Genomic DNA, 16,437 nt, shown 5'->3' with positions numbered 1-16,437 from the left:
ATGTTGCGCCGCACTCCTGCACGAGTCGTCCCAGTCACCGTCGCCTTCCTTCTCCTGCTCGGCGGTGTGACCGCCCTTCCCGCCGTCGCCGACGACCTCGACGACCAGCGCGCCGCCGCCGAGGCCGAGGCCCAGGCCAAGGAGGACGAGCGCGAAGAGCTCGAGAGCAACCTCGAGGACACCGACCGGAAGCTGTCCCAGGCAGCCCTCGAGCTGAACGACGTCGAGGCACGGCTGCCGCTCGCCGAGGCAGATCTGGCCCGTGCCGAGGCTGCCCTCGAGACGGCCGAGCGGGAGGCGGCGATCCTCGCGCAGCGGCTGACGGACGCGCAGTCGGAGGAGTCGCGGATCGTCGAGCAGATCGCCGACGACGCCGAGAAGGCGGACTCGGCCCGCGGGGACATCGTCCAGATGGCGCGTGAGGACCTCCGCTCGTCCGGCGAGACGTCGGCGCTCGGCCTGGTCACCGGAGCGCAGACCACGGAGGAGTTCCTCGACGGGTACGCGGTGTCGTCCTCGGCGGCCCGCAGCCAGGCGCGCGCGCTGGCCGAGCTGCAGGACTCCGAGGCGCAGGCACGGAACATGAAGGCCCGGCTCACGGCGATCCGCGAGACCGTCGCGGAGCTCAAGGACCTCGCCGACGAGAACGTCGAGCGCAAGAAGGACGCCCGCGAGGAAGCGGTGAGCAAGAAGGCCGAGATCGAGGACCTGATCGCGGAGCAGGCGAATCTCAAGGACCGCATCGAGCAGCGCCGGGACGTCGCGACCCAGTCCCTGAAGCAGGCCGAGCAGGCGCTCAGCTCCCTCGAGGACGACCTCAAGTCGATCATCGCCGAGCAGCAGCAGCGCGACCGGAGCCGTGCCAGCCGGAGCGGCCGCGACAGCGGTTCCGGGGGCGGCGGAGGCGGTGGGGGTGCGCCCGCCGCCCCGGGACCGGCGTCGTACCTCTCCTGGCCGACGGCGAGCCCGGTGGTGACCTCCTCGTACGGGATGCGGTACCACCCGGTGCTGAACTACTGGCGCCTGCATGCCGGCACGGACTTCCGGGCCTACTGCGGTACGCCGATCCTCGCGTCGAGCTCCGGCACGGTGCTGTACGCGCGCACCATCCAGGGCCTGGGGAACCAGGTGCTCATCGACCACGGCTACACCAGCAGCGGCAACAGCCTGATGTCGAGCTACAACCACCTCACGAGCTGGTCCGTCTCCCCGGGGCAGCGCGTCTCGCGCGGCCAGGTGGTCGGCTATGCCGGCACCACCGGCACGTCCACGGCGTGCCACCTGCACTTCGAGGTGTACGTCAACGGGTCCACGGCCGACCCGATGAACTACCTCTGAGGGGAGAGGGTGCGCACCGGTTCGAGCTCGGCCCGGCGCGCACCCGGTGACGGCCCGAGGGAAGTTCCTCCGCCGCAGTACCGCCGCCTCACGCCGGCGGAAACGCCACTCCGGTGAGCTCTTCGGAGACGGTCCACAGGCGCCGCTGGGTGGCCTGGTCGTGGGACTCGTCGCTGGAGGCGACCAGCTTCGGGTACCCCCGGACCTGACCACGGTTGCCGGGGCCGTAGTACTGGCCGCCGGTGACGGCGGGATCGGTGGCCGCGCGCAGGGTGGGCAGGGCGCCCATCGCGGGCGTCTGGGCGAATCGTGACGCGAGCCAGGTGACGGGCACCCGGACCGCGGCAGGCGTGTTGCGCGCGAGCTCGGTGTTGGCTCCACCGGGGTGAGCGGCCACCGCGAGGGTGGTGCCGTGCTGCGTGAGCCGGCGCTGCAGCTCGTAGGTGAACATCAGGTTGGCGAGCTTGGACTGGCCGTAGGCGGCGACCCGGCTGTACGAGCGTTCCCACTGCAGGTCGTCGAAGTGGATGGCGGCCCGGATGCGGTGGCCGGTGCTGCTGACCGTGACGATCCGGGAGCCGGGGACGGGCAGGATGCGGTCCAGCAGCAGCCCGGTGAGGGCGAAGTGACCGAGGTGGTTGGTGCCGAACTGCAGCTCGAAACCGTCGGCGGTGGTCTGCTTCGGGGTGTACATCACACCGGCGTTGTTGATCAGCAGGTCGATGCGCGGGTGGGCGGCTCTCAGGCCGGCCGCCGCGGACCGGATCGAGTCCAGGGAGGTCAGGTCGAGGGCTTGGACGGTGACGTCGCCGGCGATGCGGCCGGCTGCCTGCTTGCCCTTGTCGACGTCGCGGACGGCCAGGACCACCGCCGCACCTCGTGCGGCGAGCATCCGGGCGGTCTCGAAGCCCAGCCCGGTGTTGGCGCCGGTCACGATGGCCACCCGGCCGTGCTGATCGGGGATGTCCTGCTCGGTCCAGTCGTCGCTCATGGTTCGCTCCTAAAAGACTATCGGTCTGTTATGGGCAAATGTAAGAGACCGCCGGTGCGATGTCAAGAGACCATCGGTCTTTTGCTAGGCTGAGGGCGTGACATTCCAGCGGGCGCGAAGTGCGGAGCAGCGGGCGATCCGTCGTCGGGCGATCCTGGACACGGCGGCGGCGATGCTCGACGAGATGCCCGTGGTCGAGGTGAGCCTCAACGAGCTCAGCCGGCGGGTGGGCCTGGCCAAGTCGAACGTGCTGCGCTACTTCGAGTCGCGCGAGGCCGTGCTGCTCGAGCTCCTGGACGACTTCCTGGGGAGCTGGCTCTCCGAGCTGCCGGATGAGCTGGCCGAAGGTATCGAGCCGCACGCGACACCGGAAGTGCGGGCCGGTCAGCTGTCCGAGGTCCTCAGCCGGTCGCTGGCGGGCCGGGTCGTGCTGTGCGACCTCTTCGGAGCGCAGGGCGGCGTCCTGGAGCACAACGTCTCGGTCGACGTGGTCAAGCGGCACAAGCGGTCCTCGCTCGCCCGGCTCGACGTCATGTCCGAGCTCGTGCGCCGCCACCTGCCCGAGCTCGGCGACGGCGTCCGGCTGTTCTGCCTGATGTGCCTCGTCCAGGCGGGCGCCGTGGCGTCCTACGTCCCGCCGCCGCCCAGCCTCGTCGCGGCCTATGCGGACGAGCCCGCTCTCGGTGTGTTCCACCTGGAGCTGCGTGACGCGCTCCGGGTCGCGTTCACCTCGGCGCTCGTGGGTGCGCTGCCGCGCGCCTGAACCGACAGTCACCCGGTCCGGGTGACGCCGCACCACCTCGTCCGGGCCTAGCGTGGCCGCACTGCCAGCCGGAACGTCGGGACGGAGAGGTCATCGTGGGTGCCGCGATCGGTCAGTCCCTGCCCGTGGCGGTGGGTGTCCTGGTCAGCCCGCTGCCGATCGTCGCGGTGGTGCTGATGCTGGTCAGCGAGCGGGCCCGGTCGAACGCGCTGGCCTTCGTCGTCGGCTGGTTCCTCGCGGTGCTCGCCGTGGTGGTCGGCGTCGCGCTGCTCGCCGGCTCCGCCCCGCCCGACGACGGGCCTGCCGGGTGGACGGGCTGGCTGAAGATCGTGCTCGGTGTGCTGCTGCTCCTGCTCAGCGTCCGCCAGTGGCGGGGCCGGCCGCGGGGCGGCGCCGAGCCGCCGGTCCCGGCGTGGATGGCCGCCATCGCGGGGTTCACGCCGGTACGGTCCGCCGGCCTGGCCGTCCTGCTGGGTGCGGTCAACCCGAAGAACCTGCTCCTGGTCGTGTCCGGGGGCGCGGCGATCGCTGCGGCGGCGCCCGGGGACACCGGTGGGACGGTCTTCGCCGCGCTCGTGTTCGCCGTCGTCGCCAGCGCCGGTGTGCTCACGCCCGTCGTCATCTACCTCTCGATGGGCACCCGGGCCGCCCGGATCCTGGACGAGCTGCGGTCGTGGATGATCCACAACAACGCGGCCATCATGGCTGTCCTGCTGCTCGTCCTCGGCGCGAAGATGCTCGGGGACGGCATCTCGACCCTGTAGCGCCGAGAGCGAACGCGACGCCGGGATCGGGACGCCGAGACTAAGGAGTGGGCCTGTCGCGGCAGCGGCACGTATCGTAGGGGGTCGCGTGCGGGCCGGGGACGGACCCGCACCGGCGTGAGGGACGTGGAGGGAGACCATGGCGAAGGGCGCCAAGAAGAAGCAGAAGCCCGAGGATCCGCGCAAGATCGTGGCGAACAACAAGAAGGCGCGTCACGACTACGCGATCGAGGACGTCTTCGAGGCGGGACTCGTGCTGTGGGGTACCGAGGTCAAGGCGCTGCGCATGGGGCGCGCGTCGCTCGTGGACGGGTTCGTGCACGTGGACCGCGGCGAGGCGTGGCTGGAGGGCGTCCACATCCCGGAGTACTTCCAGGGCACGTGGAACAACCACTCGCCCCGTCGCAAGCGCAAGCTGCTGCTGCACAAGGACGAGATCCTGCGCCTGCAGGCCGGGTCTCACGAGAAGGGGCACACGGTCATCCCGCTGTCGCTGTACTTCCTGGACGGGCGTGCCAAGGTCGAGATCGCGCTCGCGCGCGGCAAGAAGGAGTACGACAAGCGCCAGACGCTGCGCGAGAAGCAGGACAACCGCGAGGCACTCCGCGCGATGCGGACCCGGGAGAAGCTGAGCTGACGCCCGGCGGTGCCGCGCGGCCCGCCGGGAGTTCGCACCACGGCTGCGGGCGTTCCCCCGTGCCGGGCGGCGACTGCGGGAAGCGAGGCATGCCTGTGCCTCGTCCTCCGTACTGCGTCCGAACGGTGTGACGCAACGGACCGGAAATAAGGTGTCTGCCTGCCGTGTTCACCTACTACACTGGGTGATCTCGCCAGACCTCAGGGCTCGGCGGGGCGTTGACAACTCAACACGGGGCTGATCGGTTTCGACGGTGGTCGTGCTTCGAGGAGAAGCGGGCCGAGGATGCAGACTTATCTCGTTAACGATGTCTGCAAAACAATAGTTGCCGATAACACGCGCAACGACTTCGCCCTCGCCGCCTGAGGCGGGCCCGAAGTCCGTCGGTCCGGGGGTGCTCTCACCCCGGTCACCGGCGTCATCTTGAGAGCCACTGCTTGTAGTCCACGTCACCGGGACTACAGGGACTTCTAGGTGACTGGGCCCGTCCGCGAATGAGTCTGTGCAAGCGCGGGGGCCGAGAAAAGCCATAGCAGACTGCGCCCGGAGAAGTCCTCGAAAAACGACACCGGACCCGGGTTCGATTCCCGGCAGCTCCACTCAGCGAGAGGCGAGGTGTGTCCAGCACGGCTGGACCGCCTCGCCTTCGTCATGTCTTGTGGGGGGGCGGAGCCCCCACGCCCCGCCCCCGGGGGGCACGCCCCCCGGGACCCCCGCTCGGGTGCCGTTCGGTCTGAGCGCTCAGGACCGTCGACCGGGTCGAACGCGTCGAGGTCCCGCATCTTGAACTCCCGGTTCGCCGACGCGTGCCACATCTGGTCGCCGGGCCGATTCAGCCGGCCGCGGCCGAACGCGGCAGCGCGGACAGCGCGGCGTCGGGCGGCAGGATTCCCACGCCGCGCGGGTCCGCCGCCGCGTCGAGGAGCGCGGCTGCCGCCGCGTCTTCGACCACGCCTTCCGTCTCCTCCAGGTAGCCGCGGAGGAACGCGGTGACCGGCTCCGACGCGACACACTCGTCGCGGGTCAGCTCCCGGGCCGTGTGCAGCAGGATCAGCAGCATCCCGTACCCCCGCTGCGCCGAGGGCCGCAGGGCCGGCTGGAAGTACGGCAGGTCGAGGACGCGCGCGCCGTGCCGCAGGTAGAAGTCGTAGCGGCGGCGGTGGTCGCCCCACGCCTCGACGCCACCGTCGGCGAGCGGGTGCTCCAGCTCCGCCACGACGAGGCACGGCGCGTACCGCTGGCCCCACAGCGCGACGGCGTGGTCGAGCAGCTCCCCGCCGATCCCGGCACCCCGGGAGGCCGGATCGACCGCGAGGAAGGACAGCAGCATCACTCCCGACGCCGCAGACCAGTGGCCGACGGCGATCGCGGCGGGCGCCGCGGGCTCACCCGCCACCACCACGGAGGCGTCCCCCGTCGCCAAGGGCCCGGCGATCTCCTCGAACGGGTCGAGCTCGTGCGGCGGGAAGCTCGGCACGAGCAGCCGTTCGTACAGCTCGGCGAGACGTGGGTCGCCGTCGCGGAGTTCCTCGATCTGGGTCACGCCCGTATCGTGACACGCTCCGGTCGGCCGGGACGGCCGTCGCGGCCGGTTCGACCGCTGCGGTTCGACGTCCTCGGACGCCGTGCGCGGCGCCGGGGTTCGGTCAGCAGCATCACGGCGAGCACCGTCGAGGCGACCAGGAGGAGGCCGACGAACCCACCGGCCAGGAGCAGATGGGTCTGCCCGGGGTCACCACCGAGCCGCGACTCCATCCCGGCCGCCTGGACCGTCTGGAACGCCCCGGTCAGGCCGAACACGGCGATCGCCGCCAGGAACGCGTTCACCATCGCTCGCTGTCTGCGCGTCCGCACTTCGGACTTGGCTCGCCGCTCGGCCGCGAAGGCCTCGACGCGCAGGTCGACGGGTTCGGAGAGCTGCGCCGCGATGCGCTCGGAGACGTCCCGTCCGCGGGCCTCGACCTGCGCCAGGGCGAGCAGGCGTCCCAGGTACTGATGATCGGTGGGCGACCGGGTGAGATCCGGAGCGGCGATCGTCGCGAGCGTCGTGCGCACGTCCGCCCCGAAGTCGTGGAGCCGGAGCTGGAGCCCTCGCATCGCCTGGGACGACGCCTCCAGGGCGTCCAGGTCCGCATCGGGGTCGAGCGTCTCCTTCAGCTGCTTCTCCTCCCGGGCGCGCGCCCGGCCCAGGTCCTCGTTCCACGCCCCGAACATCCCGTCGAGCGACCCGACGAACTCCGCGAACGTCTCATGGTCCACCACCATGAAGTGCGGTTGGCCCAGCAGTGCCGACACGGTCGTGTTCGCGGTCGTGGCCACGAGGTCGCCGTCGTGCCGCACGTCTCGCAGGAAGGTGGCGTCCGACGCCGAGAGCCTCGTCCACTCGTGCATGCTCCCCAGGCCGTTGGTCACCGGATGGAAGAGTGCTTGTGCCCCGAACAGGGCCGTGAGCTCGGTACCGTCGCGCAGCGGTCGCCTGCCGGGGACGCCGGGACGGAACGCCGACGCCTCGAGCACCGAGCACAGCACGTGATAGCGGCCCGGGACGGCAGCGACCTCGCGGTCGCGTACGGATACGTCGTCCAGGAGGTCGGCGACGTCGTCCCGGACGTCCGTCGCCAGGTCCGCGAGCCGGTCCCACCGCCGTTCCCCGCCCTCGAACCGGACATCGATCTTCCCGTGCTCCTCCGCCGCCCGGAACAGCGCGGAGTGCACCGCATCGGGGTCCGCGTCCAGGACGATGCCCTCCAGACGCAGGTAGTGGTTGCCGAGCAGGGAGATCCGGATCTCCGCCTCCAGCTCCATGAGCTCCTCGTCCCGGCGGCCCAGGGGTCGCACCCGGACCGGAGGCAGCTCGATCACCGCACCGTCGAACCGCTGGTCCATGTGCGCGGGCGCGGCCCAGACGTCGTCGATCTCGAAGCCGCGCCGCACCAGCGAGCTCTCCGTCCCGGCGACCACCGGCGGCGCTTCGAGTGCCCGCGCCGACTCCACGGCGGCCCTCGGGTCGAGTCCCGCCAGGCCGAACGGGAACACGTACACCACCCGTGCCTCGTCGACGTGCAACCACTCCTCGCCGGCCTCCACGGCCTCCGCCATCCGCTCCAGGCTGCGCCGGTGAGCGCGGATCTCCGACCGGTTGAACCGGTCCATGTGGTCGTGGGACTCCGCCTCACGCATTCCCTCCACCGTGTCCGCGACCGCCGACATGTTCCCCTCGAACACGGCCCGCGCGGCATCCACGCCGGCCGCCAGCGCGCGGTACAGGAGCGAAAGGCGCTCCGCCTCGGCGTGCAGGAACTCCGCCGCCACCGCGTGCCGGGGCGACAGCCGGTCCGACTCCGCGGCCAGCCCGTCCGCCGATTCCGCGCAGGCCAGCGAGGCAGACCGCAGCCGGGTGTCGTCCCCGGCGTTCAGCGCGCTCTCCACCGCCATCTCGGTCCGCAGGGAATCGAGGAGCGCCGCCGCGGCGTCGCCCGCTGCGACCTGGTCCGCTGTCCGGTCCGTCCCCTCGCGCCGCGCCGCCCACACGGCCGAGAAGGCGCGGGACATCGCTTCGATCCGATCGTGGAAGTACGTGTCCTCCCAGGCGTCACCGCCGACCCACCACGTGTACAGCCCCAGCAGGAGCGGACCGTCCGGATGCCCGACGACGAGATCCATCGCCGCCGACATCGTCCTGGCGCACCGTTCGTCGTCGTCGTCCGCGAGACGGTGCGACGCCCGTGCGTCGTCCGCGTTCCACCGCGGACGCTCGCGGACCTCTCGGGTGTCGACACCAAGGGCGTCCAGCCAGTCGGTGAGAGGGCTGACGTCGTCGTCGAGAGAGCCGACGACGTCGTCCAGGGTGGGAAGGCCGTCCAGCCTCGCGATTGCGGACACGCCGGAACCCTAGTGCCGTAGTGCCCCGGAATGACGGTGATCGCAGGGTGAAATGGCTGCGGACGCCGGGCTTTCGTCCTCCGGTCCGTGACGTGGGTGAACTTGCCTCGCTATCTGCTATGACACTCCCTCTCATGTCGGAATCCCGGTACATTTGCACCATGCCGGACTCCCAGCTCACTCTGCCGGAAAGGTCGGCGCTGCTCGCGCTGATGACGCTGAATCGGGAGGTATCGAATGCCGGGCTCGCCGACGAGCTGGGTATCAAGATCGAGAAAAGATCGCGGGAGCGCCTGGTCGAGCTGGGTTACCTCAAGGTGTGGCAGACCGGCCGATACCGAGCATGGATGCACGAGCTCACCGATGAGGGCTGGCGGCGCTGCGGGGACGAGCTGGGCAGCCCCACCCCGAGCGGCGCGCCGAAGGCCACGCGGCTGCAGTACGCGCTGACCCGCCGGTTCGCAGCCTTCATGGCACGATCCGATCTGCGGGTCGCGGACATCTTCGTGCCCGACGACGCGCCGGCTGTGCCGGACGACGAGCCGGCGGTGGCCGCCGTCGACATCGCGGATCGGGTCCGGGCGGCCTACGCCGCGCTGGCCGCCGAGCCCGGGGCCTGGGTGAGCCTGACGCGGCTGCGGCACGAGGTCGCCGACGTGCCGCGTGGGGACCTGGATGCGGCACTGCTGCGGATGGTCCGGGAGCCGGAGGTTCGGCTCAATCCCGAGTTCAACCAGAAGACGCTGACGCCGGCGGACAGAGCGGCCGCCCTGCGCACAGGTGGCGAGGACGTCCACCTGCTGTCCGTCGGACGGTCATGAGGGACGTCGAACGCGAGGCACTGACGGCTCTGACCGGAGCCGGCTGGGCCATCAGCAGGGACGGCATCTGGGAGGATCCGGAGACACATGTCGCCGGGATCAACGGTCCGGCGTTCGGCTCGGTCATGGCAGGCTTCGACGCCGCCAGGGACAGCGCCGCCGAGAGCCCGATCGGCGTGGCCGTCACCGGACGTCCTGGTTCGGGCAAGACACATCTTGTCGCTGCGGTCCGGTCGAAGGTCGTCGCCGCGGGTGGCTACTTCTTCGCCCTCGAACTGCGTCACGAGCGGGCGTTCTGGCCGAAGCTGGTGGAGGACGTGCTGAACTGCCTGCTGCGGCCCCGCAGGGACGGGCCGACACAGGGAGAGGCCCTGCAGCGGGGGCTGTCCCGGGCGCTCGACCTCCCCGGGCCCTTGCACCGGCAGCTCCTGGGACTCGACACACCGACCCGGTCCGGGCTGGACGGGATCGTCGATGCCCTGGGCGACGTCGACCAGCAGCTCGCTCTGGAGTGCGGGCACACCCTGCGGGCCCTGGCACTGCTGCTGGCCAGCAGCTCGGTCACGACCAGGGAGGTCGTCCGCGCGTATCTGGCGTCGGAGGACGAGCTGGTGGACGGTGAGCGGGCCGCATGGGGCATCCGTGCCGCGCCCAGGACGGCGCACGAAACGGTCGGAGAGCTTTTCAAGCTGATCGCGCTTGCCGGGCCGAGCGTGATAGCCCTGGATCAGATCGACACGCTGATCCAGCAGTCAGATCACACGACGGACCCAGGTGTGTCCTACGCGGGGGCCGACGGGCCCGGCACGGCGTCTGATTCGATGGACGTGCTCAGGAAGCAGAAGTTCGAAGATGTCGGCAGCGGGCTCATGGAGCTGCGCGAGGTCACTCGCCGCTCACTCGTCCTCGTGGCCTGCATGGATGCGGTCTGGGACGGAATCCGGAACTATGCGCCGGGCTCCGTCGAGCAACGCTTCCGCCGCGCCGAGCAGTTGGACACCCTGCCATCGGCCCAGGTCGGACGGACGCTCATGGAAAGGCGGTTCGCGCTCAAGTTCGCCCGGGCCGGCTTCACCCCGCCCTACTCGACCTGGCCGGTGCGGCCGGAGGCGTTCGCCGACGCGGGTCGGTTCACCGCTCGTGGCCTCATCCGCCGGATCGACGCCCACCTCTGGGCATGCCTGAACGCGGACACGATCACCGAGCTGACGAGCCTCGCCGAGCCGAGCGGCTCCGACACGCCGACGTCGCGGCCGCAGCCGACACCGTCGCCGGCAGACCAGGGTGCATTCACCGAGATCGATGGGCAGCTGTCCGCACTGGTGAACGACGCGGGTGTGGTCGCGGACGCCGGCAGGGCGCTGGACCCGCACCAGGAGGACCAGTACATGCCGGCCCTCCTCCGTTCCGCCCTGACCTGGTGGGCCGCCGAACAGGGCGGCGCACGCTCCCGGTACATGCTGGCTCCGGCGACGCTGGCCCCCGGAAACCCGGCCCTGCATGCCGAGCTGCACGAGATCCTGGACGAGGACACCGAGGACAAGATCTACTGGTCCTTCCGGGCGATCGGGTCGTCGAACGGCAAGGCCGTCATGAATCGGATCGACCGCGTCCTGAGCGTGACGGGGCTGGACCCGTCGGCGCACAAGCGCAGAGCCTTCCTGCTGCGCACCGGTGAGTGGCCGGACAGCCAGAAGACCCGGACGCGTCAGAAGGTCCAGGACTTCACGGAGGTCGGCGGGGCCGTCATCGACCTGACCAGGGAGACGCTGGAGACCGAGCTCCGGACGTTCGCGGCTTTGGAGCGACTCGCCGGCACGCAGCCGCCGGCCCGGTTCGACGCCTGGCTGCTCAGCCGCCGCCCTGCCGGTCGTACCGCGCTCCTGCGCGCGGTGTTCGGTGAACCGCGGGATGATGACACGCCGCCGCCACGTCCTGAGCCGGAAGCGGTCCCCGTGCCGGCCCTGTCCGGTGCGTCGTCGCCGGTCTCCGACTCCGACGGTACCGATCCGGCCGTGGCTGGCCCGGACCGGCCGACGGCGGACCCGGCCACGACGCTGCAGGTGGGCGAGAGAACTGACACGGGCGCGCCGGTGACCCTCGCCCTGGAGTCGCTGCGGAAGCACACGGCGATCTTCGCCGGGTCCGGATCGGGCAAGACGGTGCTGATCCGCCGGCTGGTCGAGGAGTGCGCGCTGCGTGGCGTGTCCGCGATCGTGCTCGACCCCAACAATGACCTGGCACGGCTCGGCGACGCGTGGCCGCAGCCGCCGGAGGCCTGGGGACCCGGCGACGCGGCCCGTGCCGACGACTACCTGCGTCACACCGATGTCGTGGTCTGGACACCCCGGCGGGAGTCCGGCCGGCCGCTGACCTTCCACCCGCTGCCCGACTTCGCCGCCGTCGCGGACGACCCGGACGAGTTCCGCCAGGCCATCGACACGGCGGTCGCCGCGCTCGCGCCCCGCGCCCGCGCCGACGGCTCGACCGCGAAGGCCGATCAGTCCCGCGCGGTGCTCCGTCAGGCGCTGCAGCACTTCGCGCGCCGGACCGGTGGCGGGCTCAAGCAGTTCCTGGACCTGCTCGGTGATCTGCCCGATGGTGTGTCGCACCTGGCCAAGGCGCACGAGATGGCTGCGGACATGGCCCAGACCCTGCACGCGGCCATGATCAACGACCCCATGTTCAGCGACGACGGCGAACCGGTCGACCCCGGCGCGCTGCTCACCCCGGCAGAAGGCAAACGCGCCCGGATCTCGGTGATCAGCCTGGCCGGCCTGCCCACCGAGGAGCAGCGGCAGAGCTTCGTCAACCAGCTCCAGATGGCGCTCTTCGCCTGGATCAAGCGACACCCCGCCGGCGACCGGCCGCTCGGCGGGCTGCTGGTCATGGACGAGGCGCAGACCATCGCTCCGTCCGGCTCGCTGACCGCCAGCACGCACAGCACCCTCGCGCTGGCCTCGCAGGCCCGCAAGTACGGACTCGGTCTGGTGTTCGCCACCCAGGCGCCGCGCGGCATCCACAACCGGATCTCCGGCAACGCCGCCACGCAGTTCTTCGGGTTCCTCAACAGCCCGCCGCAGATCTCCGCCGCCAAGGAGATGGCGGCCGCGAAGTCCAGCGCGGTGCCGGACATCTCCCGGCTGGGCACCGGTCAGTTCTACGCCGTCGCCGAAGGGCTGGCGTTCCAGAGGATTCGCACCCCCATCTGCCTGAGCCACCACCCGTCGAGCCCGCTGACCGTGGAAGAGGTCATCGACCGCGCTCGGCAGGACTGACGTCCGCTCACGAAGTCGAGAAGGGGACCTGCCGTGGAGAGAGTGATCCAGAGCCTGCTCGAGGTCTTCCAGCAGGAACACGATCTGACCGAGCGACCGGAACCCGAGGCGTTCGAGGCGTTCGCCGCCTACTGCGTGCTCAGCTCGTACTACAACGAGCCGTTCAACCCCGACACCTACCGCACGGGCGGGGGCAACGACCTCGGCATCGACGCCTACGCGGTGCTGATCGACGGGCAGCTGTACCGGGACCCCACGGACGTGCGGACGGCGATGCAGGAACGCAGGCGGCCGCAGGTGCAGGTGGTCGTCATCCAGGCCAAGACCAGCTCCAAGTTCGAGACCAAGGTGATCTCGGACCTCGCGGAGAACCTCGGCCACCTGTGCGGGGCGGAGGAGATCCCGTACGAGGTGTCGGACGACGTCAAGGGCCTGCGAGCGTGCCTGGAGGCCGTGTACGAGGAGCCTGCCCGGCTGGCCGGCCGGCTTCCGGACCTGCACGTTCACTACGTGACCACCGGCGATCAGATCGCGCAGATGGTCCACGGCAAGTCGCGCTCGGCCGAGAAGCACCTGGGCAGGCTCAACCGGTTCGAGACGGTCGAGGTGCGCTGCGTGAACCGGCCGGACCTGCGCGCGCTGTACGACCAGGCGATCAGTACCGTCAAGGCCACCGTGCCGGTGCCGAAGCAGTTCGCGATGCCGTCGGCTCCGGGTGTCGAGCAGTCGTTCGTGGGGCTGGTCGCCGCGTCGGAGCTGGTCCGCACCGTGTTGAAGGACGACTCGGGAAAGCTACGGGAGCACCTGTTCGAGAGCAACGTCCGCGCCTTCCAGGGGTACAACGCCGTGAACGCGAGCATCCGGGACACCCTGCGGGACCCGGTCATGCGGCAGAGGTTTGCCGTGATGAACAACGGCATCACCATCGTGGCGCGCAAGATGGACCGGGTCGGCGACGACTTCGTGCTGGACGACTTCCAGATCGTCAACGGGTGCCAGACCTGTCACGTGCTGTTCCACGAACGCGACCAGCTCACCGGCCACGTCTTCGTCAGCGTCCACATCGTGCACTCGGTGGACGAGGAGGTGATCCAGGGCATCGTGGCCGCGACCAACCAGCAGACCCCGGTCACGGCCGACGACCTGGCCGCACGGCAGGACTTCCACAAGCAGCTGGAGGACTTCTTCACCCTGGGCCGGGACAAGCCGCAGCAGCTCTTCTACGAACGTCGCGCGAAGCAGTACAGCGAGCGCAAGGACGTCGAGAGGACCCGCGTCATCAGCCGGCCCCAGCTCAGCCGTGCCTACCTGGCGATGTTCCTGAACGAGCCGTCTCGTGTGGGCCGCTACCAGGAGCTGATGAAGGCGCGTGGCGCGGAGCTGTACGTCGCCGGCCAGCAGCCGATCCTCTACTACACGGCAGCCGCGACCTGGTACCGGCTGGAGTGGCTGATCCGGAACCGTCGTGTCAGCCGTGGCTACCGGCCCACCCAGTACCACCTGATGGCTCTGATCCGGCAGAGGCTGCTCGGACCGGCGCCGGTGCCGACCCATGACCGGGCGGTCACGCGGGCGTGCACCCGCATCCTCGACGTGATCTGGGACGCGGAGGCGGCGGAGAGGCTGGTCGTCCACGACCTGCTGCCGGCGATCCAGCGGGTCATCGAGGCCGAGAAGGAGGCGGGGGTGCCGTTGGGCGAGGCGGTACGCAACGAGCGGTTCGCCGAGCGGGCCCGCAGGGAGCTGACCGGCGGCCGCCCCGGTCGCTGAGGGCTCCACCCCACTACCCCTAGGAGATCATGCGGGTAGGCACGACCGCGAGGTAGGGGCGAGTGCTCAGGTAGGCGCCAGGGGGCGCTCCCCACGCCCCTACGTGAGCACTCGCCCCTACCTCGCGTGCCTGGGTACTGGGCGATGCTGCGTGACGCCGACCTCATGGACGACTACCGAGGTGCTCCAGGTGCTGTCCTTGGGCCGCCCGCCGGCACGCTGGGTGCTCAAGCATCGGCGAGCCTCTGGCGGCTGCCCGAGATCCGCCGCGTGTTCCCGGACGTGCGGTTCGTGTGGACGCACCGGGCGGGGGAGGTGTCCGTGGCGTCGTACTGCTCGCTGGCCGAGGCCGGGCAGGCGCCGTCCCTGCGCCCGGGCATCTCGACCGGCATGCGATCGGGCGGATGTGGCTCGGCATCCTGTCCGACGGCGCGAAGCGGGCTGCGGCACAGCGCGCGCAGCCGCCGGAGGGTGCCGTGGTCGACGTCGTCTACGACGACCTCGCCCGCGGATCCGCGGGCGACGCTGCACGGCGTGTTCGACCGGCTCGGCATGACCTGGTCCGACCAGGACGAGGCCAACCTGGCGGCGGCGACCCGGCGGCAGGGGCACACGGGGCACCACTGCTCGTTGGAGCGCTACGGGCCGACGCCGGAACAGGTGCGTGCCGCCTTCGGCGGTACCGCCACCGGCACGGTGGAATGACGGGACGCTGTCTCTCGGGTCGGCGGCCGCGGAGAATGCATTCCCTGTGGTTTCGGGGATGCTGAAAAGAATCGCCGGAGACTGGCTCCGCCGTTCTCGGTGGGTCGGCTTATTTTCTTGACAGGTCGGAGAGCGGGACGGTGAACTCCCGCGACCGCAGTGGGCCCTGGTACACCACGACGGCCTCCTTCCCGCTCCACCCTTGTCGGATGGCCGTCACGACGCCCTCGGAGCCGCGCTCGTAGCTCGACGCACCCGTGACCCGCACCGCAGCACCCGGCGTAATTCCCTCGCCCATGGCCTTCTTCTCTCGTGTCGTAGCTTCGGGCCGGGGTCGATCTGTGTGACGTCATCTCGGGATCTTTGGGGCACCCGGCTCGATGGGTGAACGAGAGCATGTCAGCGAATACAGGGGGCGTCAAGAAAGATGCAGGAGGTTGGAGTTGGACACTCGTCCATCGTTCACGTTCCAATATTTTCTTCCGCAGGAATCCCTTTCTGGTAGTTCCTGGACATTGCCTGTTCACGCCCGGTTTCCGGACAGCGGGACCAGGGACCTCGTCCGGCCTCGGGCACGACGCCGGGACGAACGGGGCCGGGTGCGCGCCTCGTTCGGGCCGGGGTGGACACACCTCCCGTTCCACTTCCGCACCGAACCGACACGGACGTGCGAGCCGGGTCGGTCAGGCGTGGATCAGGCGGGCGGCAGAGCGAGGAGGCCCTGGACCGTCTGGATCAGGTCGCGGCCGATGACGTCCGGAGGGCTGAAGATGCCCGGGAAGCCGTCGTCGAGGCGGGCGACCCATCCCGTGGTGAGGCCGGCCTGGTGGGCGCCGTGGGTGTCCCAGGCGTGGGCGGCGACGAGGGCGACCCGCTCCGGGTCGACCTGCGTGCTGTCGACCGCGTGCCGGTAGATGTCCGGCGCGGGCTTCCACCGGTGCACGTCGTCGACCGAGAGGACCTGCTCGATGTCCTCGGCCAGGCCCGCCCGCCGCAGCAGCCGGCTGGTGTTCTGCGCCGACCCGTTGGTCAGCGTCACCAGCCGGACGCCGGCGTCGCGGGCCAGGCGGACCGCGGGTGGGACGTCGGGGTGAGGGGTGAGCTCCGCGAATCCCGCGAGGACGACACGGGCGGCGTCGTCGTCCAGCGTGTTCCCGGTGGTCGAGCGCAGGGTGCTGGCCGCGATGTCGCCGAACGGGCGGTAGGTGCCGCTCGCCGAGAGTGCGAACCCCTCGCGCAGGAGGCGCGCGAACCACAGGTCCAGCACGTGGCCGGGCTGTCCGGCGTCGATCAGCCGCCGGCGCACCGGCTCGAGCGGGAACAGCGTCTCGATGACGTCGAACGCGATGACCACAGGACGTTTCGCCATGCCACGATCCTTCCGCCGCGCGGCCGGACCGGCAAGCGCGGCGCCGCCGTTCTCCGCCCCCGGCCCCGAGCGTCCCGGAGCCAGGAGCGGAGAGAGCCGCCCTCAGGAGGCCGCGGCGC

The 16,437-nt window shown here is 70.6% G+C and carries 13 protein-coding genes and 1 other RNA gene; 9 read left to right on the top strand and 5 right to left on the bottom strand.

Translation table 11 applies throughout. The features are described from left to right. Positions 1 to 1,338 (top strand): M23 family metallopeptidase, encoded by a 1,338-nt coding sequence (locus tag ACYU96_RS02745; RefSeq protein ID WP_460748865.1) that lies wholly within the window; start codon positions 1 to 3, stop codon positions 1,336 to 1,338. Between the two features lie 88 nt (positions 1,339 to 1,426). Here the strand turns inward: ACYU96_RS02745 and ACYU96_RS02740 are convergent, their stop codons facing one another. Continuing rightward, positions 1,427 to 2,329, bottom strand: a complete 903-nt coding sequence (locus ACYU96_RS02740) for an SDR family NAD(P)-dependent oxidoreductase (protein ID WP_460748863.1) — start codon at positions 2,327 to 2,329, stop codon at positions 1,427 to 1,429. Positions 2,330 to 2,426: 97 nt separating this feature from the next. On the opposite strand from ACYU96_RS02740, the gene ACYU96_RS02735 reads away from it, so the two are divergent. From ACYU96_RS02735 to ssrA, 4 genes are all read left to right on the top strand, one after another. Continuing rightward, positions 2,427 to 3,092 (top strand): TetR family transcriptional regulator, encoded by a 666-nt coding sequence (locus ACYU96_RS02735; RefSeq protein WP_460748862.1) that lies wholly within the window; start codon positions 2,427 to 2,429, stop codon positions 3,090 to 3,092. Between the two features lie 95 nt (positions 3,093 to 3,187). Further along, on the top strand, positions 3,188 to 3,856 hold the full coding sequence (locus tag ACYU96_RS02730) for a GAP family protein (protein WP_460748860.1): 669 nt from the start codon (positions 3,188 to 3,190) through the stop codon (positions 3,854 to 3,856). 139 nt (positions 3,857 to 3,995) lie between these two features. After that, complete coding sequence (gene smpB, locus ACYU96_RS02725; RefSeq protein ID WP_460748858.1) at positions 3,996 to 4,493, top strand: SsrA-binding protein SmpB; 498 nt, start codon at positions 3,996 to 3,998, stop codon at positions 4,491 to 4,493. Positions 4,494 to 4,726: 233 nt separating this feature from the next. After that, positions 4,727 to 5,095, top strand: a transfer-messenger RNA (tmRNA) gene (ssrA, locus tag ACYU96_RS02720). Between the two features lie 230 nt (positions 5,096 to 5,325). On the opposite strand, the gene ACYU96_RS02715 is transcribed toward ssrA, so the two are convergent. Further along, the gene (locus ACYU96_RS02715; RefSeq protein ID WP_460748856.1) at positions 5,326 to 6,036 is read right to left on the bottom strand and encodes a GNAT family N-acetyltransferase; all 711 of its coding nucleotides are present in this window, start codon (positions 6,034 to 6,036) and stop codon (positions 5,326 to 5,328) included. Continuing rightward, on the bottom strand, positions 6,033 to 8,375 hold the full coding sequence (locus ACYU96_RS02710; protein WP_460748854.1) for a hypothetical protein: 2,343 nt from the start codon (positions 8,373 to 8,375) through the stop codon (positions 6,033 to 6,035). Before ACYU96_RS02710 ends, ACYU96_RS02715 begins: the two co-directional genes overlap by 4 nt. Positions 8,376 to 8,536: 161 nt before the next feature. Between ACYU96_RS02710 and ACYU96_RS02705 the strand changes: the two genes are divergently transcribed. The 4 genes from ACYU96_RS02705 to ACYU96_RS02690 all read left to right on the top strand — a co-directional run bounded on the left by ACYU96_RS02705 (position 8,537) and on the right by ACYU96_RS02690 (position 14,949). Beyond that, complete coding sequence (locus ACYU96_RS02705) at positions 8,537 to 9,196, top strand: hypothetical protein (protein WP_460748852.1); 660 nt, start codon at positions 8,537 to 8,539, stop codon at positions 9,194 to 9,196. Then, a complete protein-coding gene (locus ACYU96_RS02700) occupies positions 9,193 to 12,474 on the top strand; it encodes an ATP-binding protein (RefSeq protein WP_460748851.1) in 3,282 nt (1,093 codons plus the stop codon). Before ACYU96_RS02705 ends, ACYU96_RS02700 begins: the two co-directional genes overlap by 4 nt. 33 nt (positions 12,475 to 12,507) lie before the next feature. Then, the gene (locus ACYU96_RS02695) at positions 12,508 to 14,244 is read left to right on the top strand and encodes an AIPR family protein (protein WP_460748849.1); all 1,737 of its coding nucleotides are present in this window, start codon (positions 12,508 to 12,510) and stop codon (positions 14,242 to 14,244) included. Between the two features lie 126 nt (positions 14,245 to 14,370). Beyond that, on the top strand, positions 14,371 to 14,949 hold the full coding sequence (locus ACYU96_RS02690) for a sulfotransferase (RefSeq protein ID WP_460748848.1): 579 nt from the start codon (positions 14,371 to 14,373) through the stop codon (positions 14,947 to 14,949). A gap of 109 nt (positions 14,950 to 15,058) precedes the next feature. Here the strand turns inward: ACYU96_RS02690 and ACYU96_RS02685 are convergent, their stop codons facing one another. Further along, positions 15,059 to 15,247, bottom strand: coding sequence for a hypothetical protein (locus ACYU96_RS02685; RefSeq protein ID WP_460748846.1), 189 nt, complete (start codon positions 15,245 to 15,247; stop codon positions 15,059 to 15,061). Positions 15,248 to 15,643: 396 nt separating this feature from the next. Then, positions 15,644 to 16,318, bottom strand: coding sequence for a haloacid dehalogenase type II (locus ACYU96_RS02680; protein WP_460748844.1), 675 nt, complete (start codon positions 16,316 to 16,318; stop codon positions 15,644 to 15,646). Positions 16,319 to 16,437: the final 119 nt, after the last annotated feature.

Source organism: Myceligenerans cantabricum (genome assembly GCF_054777735.1).
Note: the sequence above shows the minus strand (reverse complement) of the source record. Positions and strands in the feature narration are given on the sequence as shown.

What these genes read in the sequence shown, in the direction of transcription:
- ACYU96_RS02745 (WP_460748865.1), top strand. Translation starts at nt 1, where the DNA reads ATGTTGCGCCGCACTCCTGCACGAGTCGTCCCAGTCACCGTCGCCTTC.
- ACYU96_RS02740 (WP_460748863.1), bottom strand. Translation starts at nt 2,329, where the DNA reads ATGAGCGACGACTGGACCGAGCAGGACATCCCCGATCAGCACGGCCGG.
- ACYU96_RS02705 (WP_460748852.1), top strand. Translation starts at nt 8,537, where the DNA reads ATGCCGGACTCCCAGCTCACTCTGCCGGAAAGGTCGGCGCTGCTCGCG.
- smpB (WP_460748858.1), top strand. Translation starts at nt 3,996, where the DNA reads ATGGCGAAGGGCGCCAAGAAGAAGCAGAAGCCCGAGGATCCGCGCAAG.
- ACYU96_RS02685 (WP_460748846.1), bottom strand. Translation starts at nt 15,247, where the DNA reads ATGGGCGAGGGAATTACGCCGGGTGCTGCGGTGCGGGTCACGGGTGCG.
- ACYU96_RS02700 (WP_460748851.1), top strand. Translation starts at nt 9,193, where the DNA reads ATGAGGGACGTCGAACGCGAGGCACTGACGGCTCTGACCGGAGCCGGC.
- ACYU96_RS02680 (WP_460748844.1), bottom strand. Translation starts at nt 16,318, where the DNA reads ATGGCGAAACGTCCTGTGGTCATCGCGTTCGACGTCATCGAGACGCTG.